This is a genomic window from Kitasatospora sp. NPDC058218 (genome assembly GCF_042882445.1).
GTDB lineage: Bacteria > Actinomycetota > Actinomycetes > Streptomycetales > Streptomycetaceae > Kitasatospora.
The window spans coordinates 120,888-124,783 of record NZ_JBHVWC010000023.1 but is presented as its reverse complement, the minus strand read 5'-3'; the positions used below and the strand labels follow the sequence as shown (position 1 = coordinate 124,783).

The 3,896-nt window shown below is 69.1% G+C and carries 4 protein-coding genes and 1 pseudogene; all 5 read left to right on the top strand.

The window, feature by feature from the left end:
* Window positions 1-158: 158 nt before the first annotated feature.
* Window positions 159-962 (top strand): alpha/beta fold hydrolase, encoded by an 804-nt coding sequence (locus tag ACFVYI_RS17035; RefSeq protein ID WP_387886010.1) that lies wholly within the window; start codon window positions 159-161, stop codon window positions 960-962.
* Window positions 963-1,058: 96 nt separating this feature from the next.
* On the top strand, window positions 1,059-1,844 hold the full coding sequence (locus ACFVYI_RS17030) for a methyltransferase domain-containing protein (protein WP_387886007.1): 786 nt from the start codon (window positions 1,059-1,061) through the stop codon (window positions 1,842-1,844).
* A gap of 83 nt (window positions 1,845-1,927) precedes the next feature.
* Complete coding sequence (locus ACFVYI_RS17025; RefSeq protein WP_387886005.1) at window positions 1,928-2,635, top strand: class I SAM-dependent methyltransferase; 708 nt, start codon at window positions 1,928-1,930, stop codon at window positions 2,633-2,635.
* A 105-nt stretch (window positions 2,636-2,740) separates the two neighbouring features.
* Window positions 2,741-2,953 (top strand): hypothetical protein, encoded by a 213-nt coding sequence (locus ACFVYI_RS17020; protein WP_387886004.1) that lies wholly within the window; start codon window positions 2,741-2,743, stop codon window positions 2,951-2,953.
* Window positions 2,937-3,452 (top strand): annotated as a pseudogene (locus ACFVYI_RS17015) (DUF6879 family protein). The gene ACFVYI_RS17020 and the pseudogene ACFVYI_RS17015 overlap by 17 nt, the downstream one beginning before the upstream one ends.
* Window positions 3,453-3,896 lie beyond the last annotated feature (444 nt).

Sequence of the window (3,896 nt, the reverse complement as noted above, 5' to 3'; positions counted from 1 at the left end):
GCATCGACAACGCCCTCAAGAACACCGACGGCACCCCCGCCCTCACCATCCACGCCACCACCGCCTACGGCGACATCACCGCCCGCAGCCTCTGAGTCACCACCCGGCCCGCCGACCAACGCTCCCGCTCCACCCCTGACCCTGGAAGAAGGAACACCATGACCAGCAAGCAGTCCGCCTGGACCGGCACGGTGGAGTTCGAGGACACCGCACTGGCCGTGACCGACACCGGCGGGCCCGGCCGTCCCGTGGTCTACCTCAACGGCTCCTACGCCGACCAGTCGCACTGGCGGCGCGTCATCGCCGAACTCGGCGGCGACTACCGCCACATCACCTACGACGAGCGCGCCCGCGGCAAGTCGAAGCGCTCGGCGGACTACTCGTTCGAGGCGTGCCTGCGCGACCTCGACGCCGTCCTCACCGCCAGGGGCGTGGACCGGCCGATCCTGGTCGGCTGGTCCTACGGCGCCATGCTCGCCGTGCACTGGGCCGCCCGGAACCCGGACCGCGCCGTGGGAGCGGTGTCCGTGGACGGCGCCCTGCCGCACGAGTGGCTCACCGACGCCAACAAGGAGCAGATCCGCAAGCTGTTCCGCCGGCTGAGCCCGCTGTTCCCGATCGCCCGCCCGCTCGGCCTGGCCGCGCGGATGAGCGCCGCACAGCACGCCGAGATCAACATCGAGGCCAACGAGCTCTGCGCGCCCGCCGTCCTCGACCCGGTCTTCGACCGCCTGACCGTGCCGACCCGGTACGTGCTCGCCACCGGCGGCAACCTGGGCGGCGACCCGAAGCTGATGGAACAGATCCGCGCGAACCTCGACCCGGTGCTCGCCCGCAACCCGAACATCCGGGTCAGCGCGAAGGTCGCGAGCAACCACTCCAAGATCCTGCGCAACGACTTCGGAGCCGTCGCCGACGCGGTCCGCGAACTCGCCACCGCCCCCGCCCACACGGTCGCCTGAGCCGTACCACCGGGTCGTCGCCCCCATGGGGCACCAGCATCGGCCGACGCCACGAACTGACCGTCAGGACAACGACAGTCCGGAGGAGTTGATTGAATGCCTCCCGTGACCTCAGCAGCGTTCGAGACCGCCACCCCCGACCCGATCGTCTACCTCGACCGGGTCGCCGCGACCGACCTGGGCCGCTCCTACAAGGGGCGCATGCTCGACGAACTCGACCTTCGCCCGGGCCAAACGGCGCTCGACCTGGGCTGTGGCCCCGGCACCGATCTCGCCTCGCTCGCCCGGGCCGTCACCGCCACAGGCGCGGTGATCGGTGTCGACCACGACGAGGCCACGGTCGACGCCGCCAGGGAGCGCACCGCCGACCAGCACGCTGTCACCGTGCGACTCGGCGACATCCACGAGCTGCCGCTGCCCGACCACACCGCCGACCGTGCCCGCACCGACCGGGTACTGCAACACGTCGCCGATCCGGCCCGAGCACTCCGGGAGATCCACCGCGTGCTACGACCGGGCGGCAGGCTCGTCATGGGCGAACCGGACTGGGACACCCTGGCCGTCGACCACCCGGACAGCGACCTTTCGCGTGCCTACACCCGGTACGTCACGGACGAGGTCGTCCGCAACGCCCGCATCGGCAGGCAGCTCCCCCGGCTGGCGACAGCGGCCGGATTCGCGGTTCCGACGGTCATCCCGATCACCCCCGTATTCCGAGACGCCCGGGCAGCCGACAGGATCCTGGGACTGGAACGGACCACGCGCCGCGCCACGGCCGCCGGATACCTCACCGAGGAGGGGGCACGACGATGGCTTGACCACCTCTCCACCGGGCCCTTCCTCGCGACGGTGACGTTCTACATCGTCGTGGCCGAGTCGTAGCCGCCGCCCCAGCCACGACATCCCGCCGGTAACGGCGCCCGCTTCGACACGGCACCACGACCTCGTCGCCCCGGAGAGCACTCATGTCCAGCGCGCCCCGAACCGCCCCGGAGTACTGGGACAAGTACCGGCCCCACCGTGGCGAGGATCCCCAGAGCCGCCCGGCAGCGGACCGCTTCGACTGGACCGGTGTTCCCGGCCACGGACCGGGCGCGGAGATTCTGGGGAATCCGAGGACCGCCCTGGACCTCGGGCCGGCCGAGGGCGAGAACGCGGCCTTCCTGGCGAAGGCCGGGGTCGAGGTCGTCGCTGTGGACTTCTCGCCGTTCCAGGTCGAGCGCGCTCGCGGGTTCTGGAGCGATCTGCCTGCGTTGGAGTTCGTCCACGCCGAGGCCTGCACGTTCCTCGACCAGGACGACCGACAGTTCGACGCGATCTACTCCACCTGGGGCGCGGTCTGGTTCACCGATCCCGAGGAGCTGTTCCCCCGGGCCGCCGAACGACTCACCCCGGGCGGGACCTTCGCGTTCTCCCACCGGGAGCCGTTCGCCGGAACGTACGGCGCACAGATCATGGGCGGAACGTGGCTGGAAGGCCGTGAGACAGAGCTGACGGTCCTGCGCTGGCAGCACACCACCGAGCAGTGGACGGATCTACTCAAGCGCCATGGCTTCACCGGGATCGAGGCGCAGGTCCTCCCGACCCCGGAAGCCGGCGCTTTGGGCACGCTGCTGGTGAAGGCCGAGGCCCCGATCGCATGGCCCATGGCATCCGCCGAGCTTGATCTTTAGTCCCGCACGGGAATGTTGCCGAGTCGGCGTAGACACGCCTTCCGGCCCTCCCTAGCGTCAATACCTGACGGCCTGTTCGGGCCGGTGCGAAAGGGGAGGATCACCATGACCCACAGCCCGAGCCTGACGCGGCTGACCGGTACGTTCAACGGTCCCGACTGCGATGACGACGACTGCCCGAACGTCTACGCCACCGATCGCGATACGTTCGTGGTTCAGGGCGACCACTTCGCGGCGCTCATGGTGCCGAAGGGCGAGTCCGCGGTGGAGATCCCCCGGCACGTTCTGGAGGAGGCTGTCCGTGCTCTTGGATGGTGACCAGTGGCGGCTGCACTTCGACGGGTACCGGCGCGACGCGTTCCGGCTTGAGGCCCAACCCGCCTACACCATGCCGCGCGAGGCCGAGAACCTCGCACGGTTCCTACGCGGTGAGCCGAAGCCGGAGAGCCACAATGCGGCTTGGCATCAGCGGGTGAAGGGATTCGTGTCATCCGGCAGGACGATCGGGCGCGTCCGAGTGATGCGCAAGCCACTGACCGACTATCAGCGATACCAGTTCGCCTGGGGGATCCCCGGCAACATCGCGGCCGGAGAGGACATCCGGATCCTGGATGCCACCGAATAACACTTTGGGATCCCTGATCAGGACTGGTGGATGTTCGACGAGACGTCGGTCGTCCACCTCAACTTCCGCCCGGACGGCACGCAGATCAACCGCGAGTTGGTCAACGAACGGGCGGACGAGTGTCAGAGGCTGAAGAGGCTCGCGATCGAGAATTCGGTGCCCTTCCTCGACTACCTGAACGACCACGGGTGACGCTCGACTCCGATCAGCTCAGGAAACCGCGCCTGCAAGCCTCTCACGTAGCCGGTCTCGCACTGCTGCCCGTCACCGGCCCGGGGGCGCGACCGGCCACTTCCTGCCCGGGTACACCAGCTTCATGATCGCCCGCTCGCACGACCGCCCGCCCCGACCGGGCCTCGCGCTGCTGGCCGGGGACGAGTGGGCGAGCCGCACCAAGAGGGGTTCGAGATCACTGCCTCGGGCGCAGGGCAGCGGGTGTGGATCGGAAGCGCGGACGGCCCGGGCTGGAATCTGCCGATCTGAACGGGATGAACCAATCGAGGCGGGCCCCCCGCCAAACCCACCGGGGGCCCCGGGGCAAGCAGGGGGGGGGGTGGGGGCGCGGAGGGGGGGGGTATGGGGACGGGACATAATGATGAAAACGCCCAAAAAAAAAACAAAGGGGCAGAAAAACAA